This window comes from Brevibacterium sp. LAARM2_SD2 (assembly GCF_057364785.1).
Genome location: NZ_JBNFOM010000025.1, coordinates 23650 through 41866, shown reverse-complemented (window position 1 = coordinate 41866; position 18217 = coordinate 23650). Strand labels below are relative to the sequence as shown.

The 18217-nt window shown below is 66.3% G+C and carries 15 protein-coding genes; 11 read left to right on the top strand and 4 right to left on the bottom strand.

Annotated features, from left to right (window positions below):
- Positions 1-87 precede the first annotated feature (87 nt).
- Both pdxR and AC2W7K_RS14645 read left to right on the top strand, forming a co-directional pair.
- A complete protein-coding gene (gene pdxR, locus AC2W7K_RS14650) occupies positions 88-1515 on the top strand; it encodes a MocR-like pyridoxine biosynthesis transcription factor PdxR (protein ID WP_198498528.1) in 1428 nt (475 codons plus the stop codon).
- On the top strand, positions 1512-1886 hold the full coding sequence (locus tag AC2W7K_RS14645; RefSeq protein ID WP_198498529.1) for a hypothetical protein: 375 nt from the start codon (positions 1512-1514) through the stop codon (positions 1884-1886). Before pdxR ends, AC2W7K_RS14645 begins: the two co-directional genes overlap by 4 nt.
- Before the next feature lie 211 nt (positions 1887-2097).
- Here the strand turns inward: AC2W7K_RS14645 and AC2W7K_RS14640 are convergent, their stop codons facing one another.
- From AC2W7K_RS14640 to AC2W7K_RS14630, 3 genes are all read right to left on the bottom strand, one after another.
- Positions 2098-2766 (bottom strand): 4'-phosphopantetheinyl transferase family protein, encoded by a 669-nt coding sequence (locus AC2W7K_RS14640; RefSeq protein WP_232623563.1) that lies wholly within the window; start codon positions 2764-2766, stop codon positions 2098-2100.
- A gap of 2 nt (positions 2767-2768) precedes the next feature.
- Complete coding sequence (locus AC2W7K_RS14635; RefSeq protein ID WP_198498530.1) at positions 2769-3245, bottom strand: LapA family protein; 477 nt, start codon at positions 3243-3245, stop codon at positions 2769-2771.
- Positions 3246-3412: 167 nt separating this feature from the next.
- The gene (locus AC2W7K_RS14630; RefSeq protein ID WP_198498531.1) at positions 3413-5641 is read right to left on the bottom strand and encodes an NADP-dependent isocitrate dehydrogenase; all 2229 of its coding nucleotides are present in this window, start codon (positions 5639-5641) and stop codon (positions 3413-3415) included.
- 149 nt (positions 5642-5790) lie between these two features.
- On the opposite strand from AC2W7K_RS14630, the gene AC2W7K_RS14625 reads away from it, so the two are divergent.
- The 5 genes from AC2W7K_RS14625 to AC2W7K_RS14605 all read left to right on the top strand — a co-directional run bounded on the left by AC2W7K_RS14625 (position 5791) and on the right by AC2W7K_RS14605 (position 10828).
- Positions 5791-6423, top strand: coding sequence for a thymidine kinase (locus AC2W7K_RS14625; protein ID WP_198498532.1), 633 nt, complete (start codon positions 5791-5793; stop codon positions 6421-6423).
- Positions 6424-6503: 80 nt separating this feature from the next.
- A complete protein-coding gene (locus AC2W7K_RS14620) occupies positions 6504-7277 on the top strand; it encodes an alpha/beta fold hydrolase (RefSeq protein ID WP_344249843.1) in 774 nt (257 codons plus the stop codon).
- A gap of 113 nt (positions 7278-7390) precedes the next feature.
- Positions 7391-9076, top strand: a complete 1686-nt coding sequence (locus tag AC2W7K_RS14615) for an SLC13 family permease (protein WP_198498534.1) — start codon at positions 7391-7393, stop codon at positions 9074-9076.
- Positions 9077-9107: 31 nt separating this feature from the next.
- A complete protein-coding gene (locus AC2W7K_RS14610) occupies positions 9108-10178 on the top strand; it encodes an NADH:flavin oxidoreductase/NADH oxidase (RefSeq protein WP_198498535.1) in 1071 nt (356 codons plus the stop codon).
- The gene (locus tag AC2W7K_RS14605; RefSeq protein ID WP_344249840.1) at positions 10172-10828 is read left to right on the top strand and encodes an MBL fold metallo-hydrolase; all 657 of its coding nucleotides are present in this window, start codon (positions 10172-10174) and stop codon (positions 10826-10828) included. Before AC2W7K_RS14610 ends, AC2W7K_RS14605 begins: the two co-directional genes overlap by 7 nt.
- 36 nt (positions 10829-10864) lie before the next feature.
- Here the strand turns inward: AC2W7K_RS14605 and AC2W7K_RS14600 are convergent, their stop codons facing one another.
- Positions 10865-11446, bottom strand: coding sequence for a hypothetical protein (locus AC2W7K_RS14600; RefSeq protein WP_198498537.1), 582 nt, complete (start codon positions 11444-11446; stop codon positions 10865-10867).
- 247 nt (positions 11447-11693) lie between these two features.
- Between AC2W7K_RS14600 and AC2W7K_RS14595 the strand changes: the two genes are divergently transcribed.
- The 4 genes from AC2W7K_RS14595 to AC2W7K_RS14580 all read left to right on the top strand — a co-directional run bounded on the left by AC2W7K_RS14595 (position 11694) and on the right by AC2W7K_RS14580 (position 18075).
- Positions 11694-13505, top strand: coding sequence for an ABC transporter family substrate-binding protein (locus AC2W7K_RS14595; protein WP_198498538.1), 1812 nt, complete (start codon positions 11694-11696; stop codon positions 13503-13505).
- A 102-nt stretch (positions 13506-13607) separates the two neighbouring features.
- Positions 13608-15152, top strand: a complete 1545-nt coding sequence (locus AC2W7K_RS14590; protein WP_198498539.1) for an ABC transporter permease — start codon at positions 13608-13610, stop codon at positions 15150-15152.
- Positions 15149-16183, top strand: coding sequence for an ABC transporter permease (locus tag AC2W7K_RS14585; RefSeq protein ID WP_198498540.1), 1035 nt, complete (start codon positions 15149-15151; stop codon positions 16181-16183). Before AC2W7K_RS14590 ends, AC2W7K_RS14585 begins: the two co-directional genes overlap by 4 nt.
- A complete protein-coding gene (locus AC2W7K_RS14580) occupies positions 16183-18075 on the top strand; it encodes an ABC transporter ATP-binding protein (RefSeq protein WP_198498541.1) in 1893 nt (630 codons plus the stop codon). Before AC2W7K_RS14585 ends, AC2W7K_RS14580 begins: the two co-directional genes overlap by 1 nt.
- Positions 18076-18217 lie beyond the last annotated feature (142 nt).

The window sequence follows — 18217 nt, the reverse complement described above, 5'->3', positions numbered from 1 at the left end:
CCTCAATCAGGCTAGAGCCGACAGTGGCCTAATCGCAGAGCCAGAAACGTATGAGAGTTCTGGGCCAGTTCGCTCTATGATGGTGGGATGTCCGCTGCCTCCAGCCTGCCGCGCTCGACGCGGGAGTCCCTCGACATCGCCATCGACCACGGCTCACCCCTGCCCGATCAGATCGTCGCGGGGATCAGGGACCTCGTCACCCGCGGGGAGCTGCGGCCGGGTGACCCGGTGCCCTCGAGTCGCCGGCTCGCCGGTCACCTCGGCGTCTCCCGCGGCACGATCGAGACCGCGTATGCCCAGCTCGCCGTCGAAGGCTACCTGCTGACGCGCGAGCGCGCCGCGACGATCGTCGACCCGGACCTGCCGACCGCCCTGCTGCGGCACACGGACGTGCCCGCACCGCCGTCGGCTCCGCAGCGACCGCCTCGGCGCCTCATCGACCTGCGGCCCGGCCACGGAGGTGACGATCCGCTGCGCGACCCGGCGTTCCGGCGAGCGTGGCGCGAGGCCCTCGACGTCGATCCCGGCGCCGTCGACCCGCTCGGCCAGCCGGGCACCCGGTGGGCGATCGCCGACCACCTGCGGCTCCTGCGGGGGATGAGCGTCGACCCGCGCGACATCATCGTCACGAGCGGCTCCCGCGATGGGCTCCGCCTCCTCTTCGCCTCCGGGCTCGACGGGGCGATCGGCGTGGAGAACCCGGGATTCCCGGGCCTGCGGCTCGCGATGGCCGACCGCGAGCTCCTCGCCTTCGACGTCTCCACGGGACTCGACGTCGAAGGGCTCACGGAGCTCGAGGGGCAGGTCGCGGCGGTCGTCGTCACCCCGAACCACCAGTTCCCGCACGGCGGGACGATGCCGGTGAGCACGCGCATCGCGCTGCTCACCTGGGCGGCGCGGGCCGGCGTCGTCGTCATCGAGGACGACTACGACAGCGAGGCCCGGCTCCAGCGCACCTCGGTGCCCACCCTCTTCGACCTCGCAGGCTCCCTCGACCTCGACGTCGGCGTCGTTCACATCGGAACGTTCTCCACCGTGCTCACCACGGCCGTGTCGACCGGGTACATCGTCGCCCGCGGCCGCCTCGGCGAGGCGATGAGCGCGGTCCGGACGTCATGGGGTCCTGCGATCGCCCCGGTCCTGCAGAGTGCGATCGCCGCCTACCTCGAATCCGGTGGTCTGCGGCGTCGGATCGCCCGGGGTCGCCGACGTCTGCGAGCCGCCGAGGCGGTCGTCGCCGAGGCCGGTGCGATACCCGGACTCGTCCACGAGGGGCGCACCCTCGTCATCGAGACCGACGAGGACGGGGCGCAGGCGCTGCTGCGGGAGCTCGAGGGCAGAGGCATCCGCGTCGCCTCGCTCGCCGCAGGCTGGAGCGGGGACAGCGCAGTGCGCCATGGCATCGTCATCGCCCATTCGAACGTCGAGGCGACCGTGCTCCGGTCGGTCCTCGGCCTCATCCAGACCCTCAGCGGCGAGCACCGCGAGCCGACGGCAAGTAGGATCGAACCATGAGGAAATCCGCCTATGTCATCGACGGAATCGTCAAGCTGCTGCTCGCGGCCGTTCTCGTCATCTTCCTCCCCGCTCTCGGGGCGTTCTTCCTCGTCCCGGCGTGGATCATCATCACCGCGGCGGTCCTGCTCTTCCTCAGCTCCGCCACGGAGATCTCCTACGGGGTGAGCAAGGGCACGACGACCTACCTGCGCCACATCATCATCGCCGACGTCGTCATCGTCGGTGCGGCCGTCCTCGGGATCGTCCTCGCCTCGCTCGGCAACCCGGCGGGCGGGTTCATCTGGTTCGGGCTCCTCGCCCTCGCCTCGCTCGCGATCGCCGTCGTCTTCACGACGGGCGCGAACGGACCCGACTTCGGCAAGGACTGAGCACCGCGTTTCCGGCGGCGACGCCTGCTCGCGCAGCGGGCGGACTCGCAGGACTGTCACCGTCCGGCATCCTCGATCAAGCGCTGGTGCGGATGGTGGCCCGTGCACGGCCCGCTATCCGCGCTTCCGTTTGATCGAGGGACTCGGCGCAGAAGCAGCCGCCGGCCGCGCCTCGTGACAGAGGCGCGAGGCACGCGAGACCGTGCGCGGGTCAGCGGTTGAACGCGATCGCCGCGGCGAAGCCTGCGGGTATGCCCTCGCTCAGGTCGTGGATGTCGACGTCGGGGTGCGGCGAATCGGGCGTCTCACCGGCACCGATGTAATCCATGCCGGGGTCGCGCGCCAGTCCCGTGCTCAGGGCCTTGAGGAACGCCTCCTTCCGCGCCCACACCCGCACGAAGGCCGCCGCGAGGTCGTCGGTGCCGAGCGCAGCGAGCTCCTCGCGTTCACGCGGATGGAGCAGACCGGCGGCTTCGGCGGCGACGTCATGGTCGGGGATCGCCTCGAGGTCGAGGCCGACGGGGTCCGCGGAGACGGCGACGAGGACGAGGCGACGGGCCCGGGTGATGGAGAACTCGACGTCGTCGACCCGTGGCTTGCCCGCCGAATCGAGGCGGATCTCGATCGCGGCGGGATCGGCCTCGAGCACGGCGCCGAGGACGTGCCGGAGCACCACTCGTCCGGCGGACCAGGTCGCTGCGGTCTCGGGGTCGAACTCCGCGGCGTAGTTGCGCTCCTGCGCGGTGAGCACGGAATCGTCCGCGCGTGCCCATGCGGCAAGTCCTGCCGTGTCGGCGAGGACGAGGGTGGCGGGCAGATCGGTGGGCAGGACGGTGAAGTCAGGGTGCATGGTCGGGCCGGCGGTGGGATCGGAGGGCACTGTCAGCGGCCCGCGGCCTTCTCGATCTTCTTGAGCTTGCGCCCGAGGACGAAGATCCGCACCGACCCGATGATCCCGGCGACGAGGATGCCGCCGATCGCGGCGAAGAGCATCGCCACGCCGAGCGGCAGCTGGAACTGCCAGCCGAAGTACTGGAAGTCGGCAGGCACATTGTTCTGCAGGATGAAGATGAGGAGGAGGACGACGATGACCGCGCCGAGGATGAGCGAGATCCACATGCCCGCCGACATTCCGCCGTTGCGGGTGGCCCCGGCCGCCGTGTCGCCGCGCATCTGTCCATCGCCGCGCACCGAAGTCTCACCCTGCACCGGAGTCCCACCGCGCCCGGCAGCCCCGCTGCCATCGGCTGCGGGCTGGTGACCGGGCTGGTCGTCGCCGTCGGCACCGAGCAGCGCGTTGGTCTCGGCGAGCAGTTCATCAGGCGTCTGGGCACGTCCGCGGGGGTCTTGAGAACTCATGGGGCCATCATAAACTCCTGAGCGCTCCGTGTGAGCGGAAGGGCCCCGAGAAGTCACGAGCGCCCGCATCAGCAGAGACGCCCAGCAGAGACAGCGGTGGCCGGGCACCATCGTGCCCGGCCACCGGTGAGCTCACAAGCGCAGGCTGACAGCTCAGCGCACTCGGCTCAGACCTTCTCGCGCAGCGTCTCGACGATGCGGTTGAGGGTCGGGGACGGACGCATCGCGGCATCGGCCTTCGCATCATCCGGGTTGTAGTATCCGCCGAGGTCGACCGGCGCGCCCTGCACGGCGAGGAGTTCGGCGGAGATCGCCTCGGCGTTCTTCTCGAGCTCCTCGGCGACCGGGGCGATCGCGGCGGCGAGCTCGGCGTCCTCGGTCTGGCGGGCCAGCTCCTGCGCCCAGTAGAGCGCGAGGTAGAAGTGGCTGCCGCGGTTGTCGATCTCTCCGACCTTGCGCGAGGGCGACTTGTTCTCCTCGAGGAACTTGCCGGTCGCGGCGTCGAGGGTGTCGGCGAGGACACCGGCACGGGCATTGCCGTGGACGTTGAACTCGTGGCGGAACGACTCGGCGAGGGCGAGGAACTCACCGAGGGAGTCCCAGCGCAGGTGGTTCTCCTCGACGAGCTGCTGCACGTGTTTCGGGGCGGAGCCGCCGGCTCCGGTCTCGAAGAGTCCGCCGCCGGCGATGAGCGGGACGACGGAGAGCATCTTCGCCGAGGTGCCGAGTTCGAGGATCGGGAAGAGGTCCGTGTTGTAGTCGCGGAGCACGTTGCCGGTCACGGAGATCGTGTCCTCGCCCCGGCGGATGCGGTCGATCGAGAACTGGGTGGCATCGACCGGGTTCATGATCCGGATGTCGAGGCCCTCGGTGTCGTGGTCGCCGAGGTACTCCTCGACCTTCGCCCTGAGATTGCGGTCATGGGCCCGGGCCTCGTCGAGCCAGAACACTGCAGGGGTGTTCGACAGGCGGGCGCGGGTGACGGCGAGCTTGACCCAGTCGCGGACGGGGATGTCCTTCGTCTGGCACGCGCGCCAGATGTCACCGGGGGCCACCTCGGTGCTCATGAGCACCTCACCGGCAGAATTGCGAACCTCGACGACGCCGGCTTCGGCGATCTCGAAGGTCTTGTCGTGGCTGCCGTACTCCTCGGCCTTCTGCGCCATCAGCCCGACGTTGGGCACGGTGCCCATCGTCGTCGGGTCGTACGCGCCGTTGATCCGGCAGTCGTCGATGACGGTCTGATAGATCCCGGCGTACGAGGAGTCGGGGATGACGGCCAGCGTGTCCTGCGTCTGATCGTCCTTGTCCCACATCTTGCCGCCGACGCGGATCATCGCGGGCATCGAGGCATCGACGATGACGTCGGAGGGGACGTGGAGGTTCGTCACGCCCTTGTGCGAGTTGACCATCGCCAGGGCCGGGCCCTCGGCCAGGCCCTTCTCGATGCCGGCGCGGACACCCTCGGCGACCTCGGCGGGCAGCTCGTCGAGCCCGTCGAGGATCGCGGCGAGTCCGTTGTCCGGGGTCAGCCCCGCCTCGGCGAGGGCCTCACCGTAGGTCGCGAAGACCTCGGGGAAGAACGCCTCGATGACATGGCCGAAGAGGATGGGGTCGGAGACCTTCATCATCGTCGCCTTGAGGTGGACGGAGAAGAGGATGCCCTCGTCCTTCGCGCGCTGGATCTGGGTGCGGAGGAACTCGTCGAGGGCCGCGACGTTCATCTTCGTCGCATCGACGACCTCACCGGTCAGGACTGGGAGGGACTCCTTGAGGACCTTCTCTTCGCCGGAGGCGGTGCGCAGGACGATCCGCAGGGTGTCATCGGCGGGGATGACGACGGACTGCTCATTGGCGCGGAAGTCATCGGCGTCCATCGTCGCGACGTTCGTCTGCGAATCCTTCGACCATTCGCCCATCGAATGGGGGTGCTTCTTCGCGTAGTTCTTCACGGCCTCCGGCGCGCGCCGGTCGGAGTTGCCTTCGCGGAGGACCGGGTTGACCGCTGACCCCTTGACCTTGTCGTAGCGGGCCTTGACGTCCTTGTCCGCGTCGGTCTCGGGCTCCTCCGGGTAGTCGGGGAGGTCATAGCCCTGCGACTGCAGCTCGGCGATCGTGGCCTTGAGCTGCGGAACGGAGGCGGAGATGTTCGGGAGCTTGATGATGTTCGCGTCCGGAGTCTTGGCGAGGTCGCCGAGTTCGGTGAGCGCATCGGCGACCTGCTGGTCGGCCGGGAGGCGGTCGGAGAACTGCGCGAGCACACGGGCGGCGAGAGAGATGTCCCTCGTCTCGACATCGACGCCCGCCGAGGTGGCGAAGGCTTCGATGATCGGCTTGAGTGAGTAGGTCGCCAGAAGCGGCGCTTCATCGGTGCGCGTGTAAATGATTTTGGCCATAATGATGGACTGCTCCGAATTGTCGTGGGGTTTGACCTCACCATCCTACCTTTTGCCGCCGTTGGCCCTCAGCTCCGCGTTGACGTCGGCTCGACGGTAGAGTGGCGTCCCGGCGAAGGACGCGAGACGGACGGCGAAAGAGGACACGGGTGGCGAAGCTCTACTTCCGGTACGGTGCGATGAACTCCGGCAAGTCGACGGCCCTGCTCCAGGCGGCCTTCAACTACGAGGAGCGCGGCCAGCGCGTGCTGCTCGCGAAGCCCGACATCGACACGAAGGGCGCCGATGAGATCGTCTCCCGCCTCGGCGTCACCCGCACCGTCGACTTCCTCGTCCCCGCCGGTGCCGACGTCGAGCGGATCTATGCCGAGCACGCCGACTACGTCGACCACGATGCGCTCCTCGAATCGATCGACACCCCCAAGGCGCCCGTCGCGTGCCTGCTCATCGACGAGGCGCAGTTCCTCGAACCCGAGCAGATCGACTCCCTCATGCGCATCGCCACCGAGCAGGGCGTGCCGGTGATGTGCTACGGCATCCGCACCGACTTCCGCACCCGCGCGTTCCCGGGATCGGCCCGCCTCCTCGAGATCGCCCACACCCTCGAAGAGCTCAAGACGATCTGCCGCTGCGGTCGCAAGGCGATGTTCAACGGCCGCCTCGTCGACGGGGAGTTCATCTTCGACGGCGATCAGGTCGCCATCGACGGCAACGCCGTGACCTACGAATCGCTGTGTCCGCGCTGTTACCTCGCCTACTCCGGCGGTAGGCTGTTGGCGTAGAGACCCTCCCGCCGCTGTCCGATGCGGCGGCCGCAGTGCCAGACATCTGCCGATCCCGATTCCGACGATGAGGAGCCCTCATGCGCATCGCCCTCCACGCCTTCAATGACAATCCCGGATCTCCCGCGCTCGTCTTCGGCGATGCGCTGGGCACCCGGACTCCGCTGTGGGCGGCTGTGGCCTCCCGCCTCGTCGACGACCACCAGATCTACCTCTCCGATCTGCCGGGTCACACGTACCCGGTGTCGAAGGAGGAGCTGAGCCGCGACTTCACGATCTCCGATCTCGCCGCGGGTCTCGTCACCTCGCTCGAGGACAAGGGCGTCGAGTCGTTCACCTACTGCGGCGCCTCGATCTCCGGCGGCATCGGGCTCACGCTCGCGCTCGAACACGCGCACAAGCTCACCGGGCTCATCGCGTGCGCCACGGCGCCGAAGTTCGGCACCGACGTCTCGTGGGCCGAACGCATCACCGAGGTGGAGAACGACGGCACCGCGTCCCTGCTGCCCGACACCGCTGACCGCTGGTTCGCCGCCGGCTTCCTCGAGGAGGACATCGCGACCGGGCCGGCGATCCTCACCGACCTCGCGACCGTCGACGATGCGGCCTACATCGCGTGCTGCCGCGCGCTTGCGCTCTACGACCTCGAGGGCAAGCTCGGCGGGATCACGACGCCCACCCTCTTCATGGCCGGCAGCCAGGATCCCGGCTGCACCCCCGAGGAGATGGGGAGGATGCGCGACGCCGTCGAAGGGTCGGAGCTCGCCGTCATCCCCGATTCGGCCCACCTCCTCATGGCCGAGCATCCCGAGTTCGTCGCCGACCGCATCCACTCGTTCATCGCCGGTCTCTGAGGGGGACGCCGACACCGTGCCCCGGCCGTGACCTCACGGTCGAAGACAACTGTCGTGATTGTCGTTAGGGTGGAGACACAGGCCCCGTCCGCCAGCTCGTAGAGGAGCTCACCGTGAACGACACCCCGTCGCCGCAGTCGACAGAGATCGCCGAGCAGTCACCGGGGGAGCGCGCCCCCGGCTTCCCGCTGCGGACGGTGAGAGTGCGGTGGACGGGATTCTTCCTCGGCCTCATCCTCTGCACCCTCGTCTACGCGATCATGCCCGACACCGTCGAGCACAACGCGAAGCTCACCGCCGCCGTCGCCGTCCTCATGGCCGTGTGGTGGATGACCGAGGCCCTGCCGATCCCCGCGACCTCGCTCGTGCCGCTTGTCGCATTCCCCGTCTTCGGCGCCGAGGTGGAAATGGCCGATGTCGGCGCCTCCTACGGCAATCCGATCATCTTCCTCTTCCTCGGCGGGTTCCTCATCGCCCTGGCGATGCAGCGCTGGAACCTCCACCGGCGCATCGCCCTCTTCACGCTCAGCCTCATGGGCAACAAGCCGGGACCGATGATCGCCGGCTTCATGATCGCCACCGGCTTCATGTCGATGTGGGTCTCGAACACGGCGACCGCGGTGATGATGCTGCCGATCGGCATCTCCGTGCTCATGATCGTCGCGAAGGTCGTCGGCTCGGCGATGGTGACAGGGACGACGAACACCGAGGCGGTCCCCGGCGACCGTGGATCCGCTGACGCTGCCACCGCCTCGGCGGACGGCAGCAGCACCGAGCACAACACCGGGAACGCAGGCACCCCGGACGGTTCCAGCGGCGACGGCGGCACCGGCGAGGTCGGCATCGGCCACGCCGTGAAATCGAACTTCGGCACCGCGCTCATGCTCGGCATCGCCTACGCCGCGTCGATCGGCTCGCTCGGCACGATCATCGGCACCCCGCCCAACACCTTCCTCGTCGCCTACCTCAAGGACAACCACGACATCTCGATCGGCTTCGGCCAGTGGATGCTCGTCGGCGTGCCCCTGGCCGTCGTCATGATGGCGATCGCGTGGTTCCTCCTCGTCAAGGTCCTCTTCAAGCCCGAGATCGACGAGATCCCCGGCGGCCGCGAACTCATCCGTGAGGAGATGGCCAAGCTCGGGCCGATGTCGACGGGGGAGAAGCTCGTCCTCGGGATGTTCATCCTCGCCGCGGTCAGCTGGATCTCGATCCCGCTGATCTTCGAGGACCCGCCGATCAGCGATGAGGGCATCGCGATGGTCATCGGCCTACTCCTCTTCCTCATCCCCGGCGGCGCCCACCGCGGCGTCCGCCTCCTCGACTGGGAGACCGCGGAGAAGCTGCCGTGGGGCGTCCTCCTCCTCTTCGGCGGCGGCCTCGCACTCTCCTCCCAGTTCTCGTCCTCGGGACTCACCGAATGGATCGGCGAGGTCTCGGCCGGGCTCGGGGCGCTGCCGCTCATCCTCATCGTCGCGATCCTCGCAGCCCTCATCCTCTTCCTCACCGAGCTGACCTCGAACACCGCGACCGCGGCGACCTTCATCCCCGTCGTCGGCGGTGTCGCCCTCGGGCTCCAGCTCGACCCGCTCATCCTCACGATCCCGGTGGCGCTGGCCGCGACGTGCGCGTTCATGCTCCCGGTCGCGACCCCGCCCAACGCCGTCGCCTACGGCTCGGGCTACGTGACGATCGGGCAGATGGTCAAGGGCGGCATCTGGCTCAACCTCATCGGCATCGTCCTCATCACCGCCACCGTCTACCTTCTCGCCGTCCCGGTGTTCAACATCATGCTGTGAGGACAAGCACCATTGAGGCAGACTGGTGCCCATGGCTGAACTCTTCACCCCGATGACTCTGCGCGGACTGACCATCGACAACCGGATCTGGCTGGCCCCGATGTGCCAGTACTCGTGCGAGAAGGAGGACGGCATGCCCGGCACGTGGCACCTCGTCCACCTCGGCGCGCGGGCGACCGGGGGATTCGGGCTCATCCTCACCGAGGCCTCCGCCGTCGTCTCCGAGGGCAGGATCTCCCCGCAGGACGCCGGCATCTGGAGCGACGCGCACGCCGAGGCGTGGAAGCCCGTCGTCGACTTCGTCCACTCACAGGGCACCGTGATCGGCATGCAGCTTGCGCATGCGGGCCGGAAGGCGAGCACGTACCGCCCCTTCGACGGCAACCCGCGCGGCACGGTGCCCGCTGCCGAAGGCGGTTGGCAGCCGCTGGGCGCGAGCCCGATCGCCTACCCCGGATACACCGAGCCGACGGAGATGACGGAGGCCGACATCGCCGAGGTGGTCGCCGCCTTCGCGGCGGCCGCGCGCCGGGCGATCGCCGTCGGCTTCGACCTCGTCGAACTCCACGCCGCCCACGGCTACCTGCTCCACTCGTTCCTCTCGCCCCTGTCGAACCAGCGCACCGACGGCTACGGCGGCGATCTCGCCGGCCGGGCCCGGATCCTCTACGAGACCTATGACGCCGTGCGCGAGGCCGTGGGGGAGGACGTTCCCGTGTTCGTGCGGCTCTCGGCGAGCGAGTGGGTGGAGAACGGCTTCGACATCGCCGAGGCGGTCGAGGTCTCCCGTGAGCTCGACGCCCGCGGGGTCGACGTCATCGACGTGTCCTCGGGCGGGAACTTCCCCGTCAAGGTGCCCGTCGGGCCCGGCTACCAGGTGCCGCTGTCGGCGGCGATCCGCGACGCCGGGGCGACGACGGCGACCGTCGGCCTCATCACCGAACCCGGGCAGGCCGAGACGATCCTCGCCTCGGGGCAGGCTGACGCGATCCTGCTCGCCAGGGTGGCGCTCCGCGAACCGGCATGGCCGCAGCGGGCGGCCCATGAGCTCGGCGTCGAGCCGGGACCGTATCCAGCACAGTACGTGAGGGGAAAATGGTGAACACGATCGAGACCGAACACGTCGTCATCCGATGGATCTCTGTCTCCGAGATGGAGAACAACGTCTATCTCATCACCGCCAAGGAGACCGGGGCGCAGGTCCTCATCGACGCCGCCGACGACATCGAGGCGATCGAGAGCCTGCTGGCAGCGGGAGCGGAGGACACGAGTGCCGAGCCGAGCCTGCAGGCGATCATCACGACGCACCGGCACTGGGACCACATCAGGGCGCTGCCGGAAGCGGCGAAGCGGCACCCGGATGCCATGACGATCGCCGGCGCCGCCGACGCCGAGGCGATCACCGAGGCCGAAGGCGTCGAGATCGCCCACACCGTCGATCATCTCGATGTCGGGGACTTCGGGGGATTCGTCCTCCAGGCGATCGCGCTGCGCGGGCACACACCGGGATCGATCGCGCTGCTGCTCCGCGACGGCGGACAGACGATCCTCTTCTCCGGGGACTCGCTCTTCCCCGGTGGTCCGGGCAAGACGTGGAGTCCCGAGGACTTCACCTCACTCATGGACGATCTCGAGGAGAGGGTCTTCGAGCAGCTGCCCGATGACACGCAGGTGCTGCCCGGCCACGGTGCCCCGACGACGCTCGGTGCCGAGCGCGGCCAGCTGGGTCAGTGGCGCGAACGCGGGTGGTGACTGACTCCGACAGCGGTGACCGAGGGTCGATCAACATCACCAGCTCGGGACGGCGGTGAAGCCGATGATCGCCCACCCGATCGCGACGGCGAGGACGATGATGACCTCGATGTTCCAGCGCTCGGTGATCGTGCGCTCTCCCCGTGGGTTGGACAGCTGCTCGTCGCCGAGCCCGCGGAAGTGATCGAGCACGCCGTCGACGGCAGGGTTGGGGTTGTCGACGAGGCGCCGCGCGCCGGCGGCATCCTTCTCCATCTTCTTCCCGCGACCGGCGAGCGGCCATGAGGAGAATGTCTTCTCACGCGTCTCGACGCCGAGGCCGAAGTGCGTGTCGAAGCCGTCGACGAGGTTCCACGGCACCGTCACCGTCTTGAGCGGATTGACGAGCACGATGTCCCGGGGCCGCAGCTCGACCCGGGGGAAGCGGTAGAGCATCCACGCGCCGATGAAGAGCAGCACGGGAATCCCCGCGATCGCCAGGCCGCGCAGGGTGAGGTCACCGACGACGATCGAGCCGACGCCGATGACGGCGATGATCGCGATGAGACCGAAGAGCACCGTCGATCCCGTGGTTCTCACAATTCGGGTCTCATGGGGTGTCATCTCACTGTCAGCCATCTGAACATCCTATCCATTGAGACTTTCAATTCGATGTATGTGAGCTGTGTCTCGAAACGGTAACGATTACTCAATCTGCTCAGAATGTGGACTCGGTCACAGAGCACAGTGAATTAACTTTGAGGCAATCCATGTGAAAACATGAACGCGGTCACACTCCCGATGGTGGGACGAGTGGTCGGAACGCATCCCGAAACCGGGATGCGGGCACGATGGGCGCGAGCCCAGAGAACAACAAGGAGAGAACGTGAACAAGCGCTTCCTCGCAGCCGGAGCCTCAGTTGCCGCAGCGGCAATGGTGCTTTCTGCCTGCACCCCTCCCGGTGGCGGTAACGACGACCAGGCCTCGGAGAACCAAGTTCTCAACGTCGGGTGGAACCAGGCGTTCACCACGATGAACAACATGACTTCGTACGGCAATGCGACCGCCAACGCGAACCTGCTGTACATGATGAACGACAACTTCGGTTACTACGACGACAAGCTTGAGACCCAGACCGGTGATCTGGGCACCATCGAGAAGGTCTCCGATGATCCGCTCAAGGTCAAGTACACGTTCAACGACAACGCGACGTGGTCGGATGGCACGCCTGTCGATGCGGCTGACCTCGCCCTGACGTGGGCTGCTCGTTCGACCCACTTCAACACGGTCGATGAGAACAACAACGACGACGGCACCGTGAAGGAGAATGCCGACGGCACCGTCTACTTCGACTCCTCTGTGGTCGGATCCCAGCTCATCGAGGAATTCCCCGAGATCTCCGAAGACGGCAAGGAAGCGACCTTCACGTACACCAAGCCCTACGCAGACTGGGCAGTCGATATGGGCTTCGGGTCTGACGGAGTGGGCCTGCCTGCGCACATCGTGGCAAAGAAAGCTCTGGGAATCGAGGATCCTGCTGAAGCCAAGCAGGCGATCCTCGATGCCATCAAGAATGATGACAAGTCGGCGCTGTCGAAGATTTCGAACTCGTGGAACAGTGACTTCAACTTCGCGTCGATGCCTGACGACGAAGACCTCCTGGTTCACAACGGTCCGTACAAGATGACAGACTTCGTCGAGGGTCAGTACCTCACGATGGAGCTCGATCCGAACTACTCCGGTCCGAAGAAGCCGAAGGTCAACACGGTCACCATCCGCTACAACGGTGACCCGATGGCCATGGTTCAGGCCGTTGAGAACGGTGAAGTCGATCTGACCCAGCCCCAGTCGAGCGCGGACGTGCTGGAAGCGGCCCAGGCGATCGATGGAGTCAACGTCGACACCGGTGATGACGCTACTTATGAGCACGTCGACCTCACCTTCAACAACGCTGGTCCCTTCGACCCCGAGTCATACGGCGGCGACGAGGAGAAGGCGAAGAAGGTTCGCCAGGCGATCCTCAAGACGATCCCCCGTCAGGAGATCGTCGACAAGATCATCAAGCCGCTCAACCCCGATGCTGTCGTCCGTGACTCCTTCAATCAGGTGCCCGGTTCGCCGATGTACGAAGAGATCGTGTCCGGAAGCGGAATCGAAGAGTACGACCAGGTCGACATCGAGGGCGCGAAGCAGCTGCTCGAAGAAGTCGGCGGCGAGATCAAGCCGGTCCGCATCATGTATGACAACACGAACTCGCGTCGTCAGCAGGAGTTCCAGCTCATCAAGGAGTCCGCTGAACAGGCCGGCTTCACGATCGAGGATGTCGGTGACGTCAACTGGTCGGCTCGCCTCGGCGACGGATCGTACGACCTCGCTCTCTTCGGCTGGCAGTCGACGACGACGGGCATCACGAACTCGGATTCGAACTACCGCACCAAGTCGCAGAACAACTATGGCGGGTACTCGAACCCGGAGACCGACAAGGTTCTCGACGAACTGCTGGTCGCGCCGCCCGAAGACGGTGCGAAGCTCTCGACCGAGCTGGAGAAGCAACTCGTCGATTCCGCATTCGGTCTGCCGATCTTCCAGTTCCCGGGTCTGACGATCTATCGTGACTCGGTGTCCGGGGTCAGCAACACGACGGTCGCGCCGACTGTCTTCTGGAACTACTGGGATTGGGAGAAGGCGGCCAACTGATTCGCACCTGTTGCGAATGGTCCTTCACCACTCCAGTCACTGTGGGGGTCACATCAGTGATCCCCACAGTGGCGTTCTCGCACAGACTGAATCGGACACACCATGATCAAATTCATTCTCAGGCGCCTGCTGTCGACGGTGCTCGTTCTGCTCGTCGTCACGTTCGTCCTCTACCTGCTGCTCAACGTGGCCCTCGACTTCTTCTGGGACCTGCGCTCGAGCACGTCCCCGAACATCGAAGCTCTCTTCGAGGCAAGGCGCCGTCTTCTCGATCTCGACACCCCGGCCGTCGTCCGCTACTTCAAGTGGCTCGCCGGCGCGGGAGGATGCCTCATCGGTCAGTGTGACCTCGGCATCGCGTGGAAGAGCGGCCAGGAAGTCACCACGCTGTTGCAGGGTGCGATCGTCAACACGATCAAGCTCATCACCGCGTCGACGATCGTCGCCATCATCCTCGGCATCGCCGTCGGCATGGTCTCCGCGATCCGCCAGTACTCTGGCTTCGACTACTTCATCACCTTCGTCTCGTTCCTCCTCTACTCGCTGCCCGTCTTCTGGGTCGCGGTGCTGCTCAAGCAGTACGGAGCCATCGAGATCAACAACTTCATCAACGACCCGACGCTGACCAGCTGGTGGCCGATCATCATCGGCTCCGCGGCCATGGGACTCTTCTGGATGGGCGCCCTCGGCGGCGGAAAGAAGAGGCGCATCATCACCTTCGTGGCGGCGACACTTGTCACCTTCGGCACGATCTACTACATCCTCGCGAGCGGGTGGCTCCAGCAGCCGACGATCGGCGTCGTCGGTGTCATTCTCATCGGCGTCGGTGCCGCGATCGTCATGACCTTCCTCTCGACGGGTCTGAAGAACAAGCGCGTGCTCTACGCCTCACTGACGATCGCCGTCATCGGAGCGCTCCTCTACATGCCGCTCCAATACCTCTTCTACTACCAGGAGATGAACTGGCTGTGGATGTTCGGCCTCCTGGTCGTCGCCATCGGCGTGGCGATCGCCGTCGGCCTCGCGTTCCGCGGACCGGATCCGTGGGACACCGTGCGGACGACGTTCTTCACCACCCTCATCATCGCGGTGACGATCTTCGCCGACCGCGTGCTCCAGGGGTGGACCGAATACTCGAACAGTCCCGCGATCAACAACCGCCCGATCGCGACGATCGGTGCCTCGGCCCCGAACGTCGACGGCGATTTCTGGATCACGAATCTCGACACGTTCACACACCTCCTGCTGCCGTCGATCGCCCTCATCCTCATCTCGTTCGCGTCGTACACGCGCTACACCCGCGGGTCGATGCTCGAGGTCATGGGGCAGGACTACATCCGCACGGCGCGGGCCAAAGGCCTCAATGAGCGCACGGTGATCATGCGCCATGCGCTGCGCAATGCGCTGCTGCCGTTGGCCTCGATCATCCCGGTCGACATCATCACGATGATCGGCGGTGCCGTGATCACGGAGTCGATCTTCGGCTGGAACGGCATGGGCAAGCTCTTCATCGACTCGATGAGGCAGTCCGAGCTCGATCCGATCATGGCCTACATCCTCATCACGGGCATCCTCGCGATCGTCGCCAACCTCGTCGCGGACTTCCTCTACGCAGTCCTCGACCCGAGAATTCGAGTGAACGCATGAGCATCGACAACAAGAACAAGGACGCGATCGACGACCTCGCGGAGGTCGGCGACAACGCGATTGAATCCAAAGAGACCGAAGGTCTGAGCCAGGGCAAGATCGTTCTGCGCAAGTTCGTTCGCCACAAGGGTGCGATGGCCGGATTGGCTGTGTTCATCTTCGTCGCCATCTTCGCCTTCACAGCCCAGGGCTTCGGCCCGATACCCGGGTGGTGGATCTTCAATCACACGGCATCGGGGCCGATCGTCAATCCCGGCGGTGCCCCGACGTGGAGTCTGTCGAACATCTTCTCTCCCGGTGAGCACCCGTTCGGCCAGGACGAGATCGGCCGCGACAACTTCGCCCGCGTGATGAAGGGCACCCAGATCTCGATCATGGTCATGCTCATCATCGGTGTGGTGTCGCTGATCATCGGCACGATCGTCGGGGCACTGGCCGGCTACTACCGCGGCTGGGTCGATTCGGTGCTCATGCGCATCACCGACGGCTTCATCATCCTGCCGACGATCGTCGTCGGCGCGATCCTCGGCAAGCTCGTCTCGGGCACCGGCGGAGCACTGCTCGGCCTGGTCCTCGGTGCGATCCTCTGGACCGGTCTCGCCCGACTCGTCCGCGGTGACTTCCTCTCGCTGCGCGAACGCGAGTTCGTCGACTCGGCGAAGGTCGCCGGCGCCAGCGACTTCCGGATCATGTTCAAGCACATGATCCCCAATGCGATGGGTGTCATCATCGTCAACACGACGCTGCTGATGAGCCAGGCGATCGTCCTCGAGGCCTCGCTGAGCTTCCTCGGCTTCGGCATCGCACCGCCCGACATCTCCCTCGGTCAGCTCATCAGCGAGTACCAGACCTCGTTCGCGACGCGTCCGTGGCTGTTCTGGTGGCCCGGCTTCTTCATCATCATCATCGCGCTCTGCGTGAACTTCATCGGCGACGGTCTGCGCGATGCGTTCGACCCGCGGATGAAGACGATCCCGAGCTGGCGGAAGATGAAGAAGGCCGAGCGCATGGCGAAGAAGGGGGACAAGTGATGACCGCACAGACCACAGCGGAGGCGACCGCCTCGGCGAAGTCACCGATCCTCGACGTCACGGACCTGGGAGTGAACTTCTGGGTCAGCGACGAATGGTGGATGGCGGCCGAAGGACTGACCTACACGGTCAACGCGGGCGAAGTGCTCGCGATCGTCGGTGAGTCCGGTTCGGGCAAATCGCAGTCGAGCATGTCCCTGCTCGGTCTGCTGCCGTCCAACGGACGAGCCACGGGGTCGGCGAAGCTCGGCGACACGGAGCTCATCGGACTGCCGCAGGAGCGCATGCAGCACATCCGCGGCAACGACATCTCGGTGATCTTCCAGGAGCCGATGACCGCGCTCAACCCGGTCTACACGGCAGGCTTCCAGATCGTCGAGACGCTGCGCGTGCACATGAACATGGGGCCGACCGAGGCGAAGGAGCGCGCTCTCGAGCTCATGCGCCTCGTCGAGATCCCCGATCCCGAGGAGCGGTTCCACTCGTTCCCGCACCAGCTCTCGGGCGGTCAGCGGCAGCGCATCATGATCGCGCAGGCGCTGGCGTGCCAGCCGAAGCTGCTCATCGCCGATGAGCCGACGACGGCGCTCGACGTCACGGTGCAGGCCGAGATCCTCAAGCTCATGCGTGAACTCAAGTCGAAGCTCGACGCCGGCATCATCCTCATCACGCACGACATGGGCGTGGTGGCGGACATGGCCGACCGCATCATCGTCATGCGGGCGGGCAAGGTCGTCGAGTCGGGCACCGCCGATGAGATCTTCTACAACCCGCAGCATCCGTACACGAAGCAGCTCCTCGAGGCGGTGCCCCACCTCGGCACCGAGATCGAGGGCGAGGCCTTCGGCACGGATCTGGGGGACGTCGAGGTCGCGCTCCACGACCTCGAGGAGGCCGAGGCGGACGAGTCCGGAGGCGACGACCTCGGCGCGGGATCGCTGGCCGATGATGACGCGGAGGCCACGTCCGCCTCGACCGGTGAGGCCGACCACCCTCTGATCGAGATGGACTCGACGGAGACGTACTACCATCCGGGGTCGCAGGCGGACTTCTCGAAGCCCTCTGCCCTCCAGCTGCGCGACGTCGCCATCGAGTACCCGGCGCTCGGTCGGAAGAAGGCCTTCCGGGCCGCCCACCACATCAATCTCTCGATCGCTCCCGGAGAGGTCGTCGGCCTCGTCGGCGAGTCCGGGTCGGGCAAGACGACGATCGGCCGTGCCGCGCTCGGACTCCTGCCCACGGTCGAGGGCGACATGCTCGTGGGTGGAAAGAGCATCAAGGGGCTGTCGAACAAGCAGCTGCGGCCGCTGCGCAAAGAGGTCGGGATCGTGTTCCAGGATCCCGGCTCCTCGCTCAACCCGCGTCTGCCCGTCGGCGAGTCGATCGGCGAGCCGCTCTACCTCCACGAGGGGATGAAGGGCCCGGCGCTCAACAAGAAGGTCGAAGAGCTCCTCCACGCCGTGGAGCTGCCGACGTCGATGCGCAACCGCTACCCGCACGAGCTCTCGGGCGGTCAGCGCCAGCGCATCGGCATCGCCAGGGCGCTGAGCCTGCGGCCCAAGCTGCTCATCGCCGATGAGCCGACCTCGGCCCTCGACGTCTCCGTGCAGGCGAAGGTCCTCGACCTCTTCGAGAGCCTGCAGGCGCTCTACGGGTTCGCGTGCCTGTTCATCAGCCACGACCTCGCCGTCGTCGAACGCATCGCCTCGCGCATCGCGGTGATGCGCCACGGCTACCTCGTCGAGATCGGGCAGAGCTCGCAGGTCGTCGCCAACCCCGTCCACCCGTACACGCAGCGGCTGCTCTCCGCGGTTCCGGTTCCGGATCCCAAGGAGCAGCGCAAGCGCCGGGAGGCCAGGGACGCCGTGCTCGAAGCGACGATGGACGCATAAGGGCGACCACCTCGGTGCCGGTGAGGCGGATCCGACGCGATGTCGAACGCGATGTCGAGGCGGATCCGCCTCGCTGGCTTCTCCGGCGATAGTCCCAGGCGATCTTTTAGTCGCTGGCACGCGCCCTGCCGAGTTGATGTCA

Coding starts and splice junctions, on each gene's coding strand:
- pdxR (WP_198498528.1), top strand. CDS start 88: ATGTCCGCTGCCTCCAGCCTGCCGCGCTCGACGCGGGAGTCCCTCGAC.
- AC2W7K_RS14645 (WP_198498529.1), top strand. CDS start 1,512: ATGAGGAAATCCGCCTATGTCATCGACGGAATCGTCAAGCTGCTGCTC.
- AC2W7K_RS14635 (WP_198498530.1), bottom strand. CDS start 3,245: ATGAGTTCTCAAGACCCCCGCGGACGTGCCCAGACGCCTGATGAACTG.
- AC2W7K_RS14630 (WP_198498531.1), bottom strand. CDS start 5,641: ATGGCCAAAATCATTTACACGCGCACCGATGAAGCGCCGCTTCTGGCG.
- AC2W7K_RS14620 (WP_344249843.1), top strand. CDS start 6,504: ATGCGCATCGCCCTCCACGCCTTCAATGACAATCCCGGATCTCCCGCG.
- AC2W7K_RS14610 (WP_198498535.1), top strand. CDS start 9,108: ATGGCTGAACTCTTCACCCCGATGACTCTGCGCGGACTGACCATCGAC.
- AC2W7K_RS14605 (WP_344249840.1), top strand. CDS start 10,172: ATGGTGAACACGATCGAGACCGAACACGTCGTCATCCGATGGATCTCT.
- AC2W7K_RS14600 (WP_198498537.1), bottom strand. CDS start 11,446: ATGGCTGACAGTGAGATGACACCCCATGAGACCCGAATTGTGAGAACC.
- AC2W7K_RS14590 (WP_198498539.1), top strand. CDS start 13,608: ATGATCAAATTCATTCTCAGGCGCCTGCTGTCGACGGTGCTCGTTCTG.
- AC2W7K_RS14585 (WP_198498540.1), top strand. CDS start 15,149: ATGAGCATCGACAACAAGAACAAGGACGCGATCGACGACCTCGCGGAG.
- AC2W7K_RS14580 (WP_198498541.1), top strand. CDS start 16,183: ATGACCGCACAGACCACAGCGGAGGCGACCGCCTCGGCGAAGTCACCG.